Source organism: Rhizobium redzepovicii, assembly GCF_019793435.1.
In the GTDB taxonomy this organism is placed as follows: domain Bacteria; phylum Pseudomonadota; class Alphaproteobacteria; order Rhizobiales; family Rhizobiaceae; genus Rhizobium; species Rhizobium redzepovicii.
On sequence record NZ_JAILYH010000083.1, the window covers coordinates 1 to 440 of the forward strand.

Annotated in this window: 1 protein-coding gene; it reads right to left on the reverse strand. The window is 62.3% G+C overall.

Annotated features, from left to right (window positions below; translation table 11 throughout):
* On the reverse strand, positions 1-440 hold a 440-nt coding region (locus tag K6N12_RS33675; protein WP_222149182.1), incomplete at both ends, for an SDR family NAD(P)-dependent oxidoreductase.

Genomic DNA, 440 nt, shown 5'->3' on the forward strand with positions numbered 1-440 from the left:
ACCAATGACAGGCGCAGCGCATTCGAGATGCCGAGATTGGGGATCGGCGCGACCACGCCCGACGAGGTCGAGGTGACGATGCGCCCCCATTTGCGCGTCCGCATCTCAGGCAGCACGCGATCGGTAATGGCGATGACGGAGAGCACCATGCTCTGGAAATACTGGTTCCAGAGCATCGGATCCTGGCCGGAGACGGTGGTCGGCGGTGGGCCGCCGGTATTGTTGACGAGGATATCGACCGGTCCGAACTGCTGTTCGATTGCAGCGACATGCGCATCGATCGAACCGAGATCGGAAAGGTCCCATTGCAGAGCCAGTGCCTTGCCGCCTTCGGATTCGATCGCAGCCGTGGTCTTCTCAGCGGCGGCGAGATCGATATCCGCCGCAGCAATTCTGGCGCCTTCGCGCGCAAGCTTGACGGCAATCGCGCTGCCCAATCC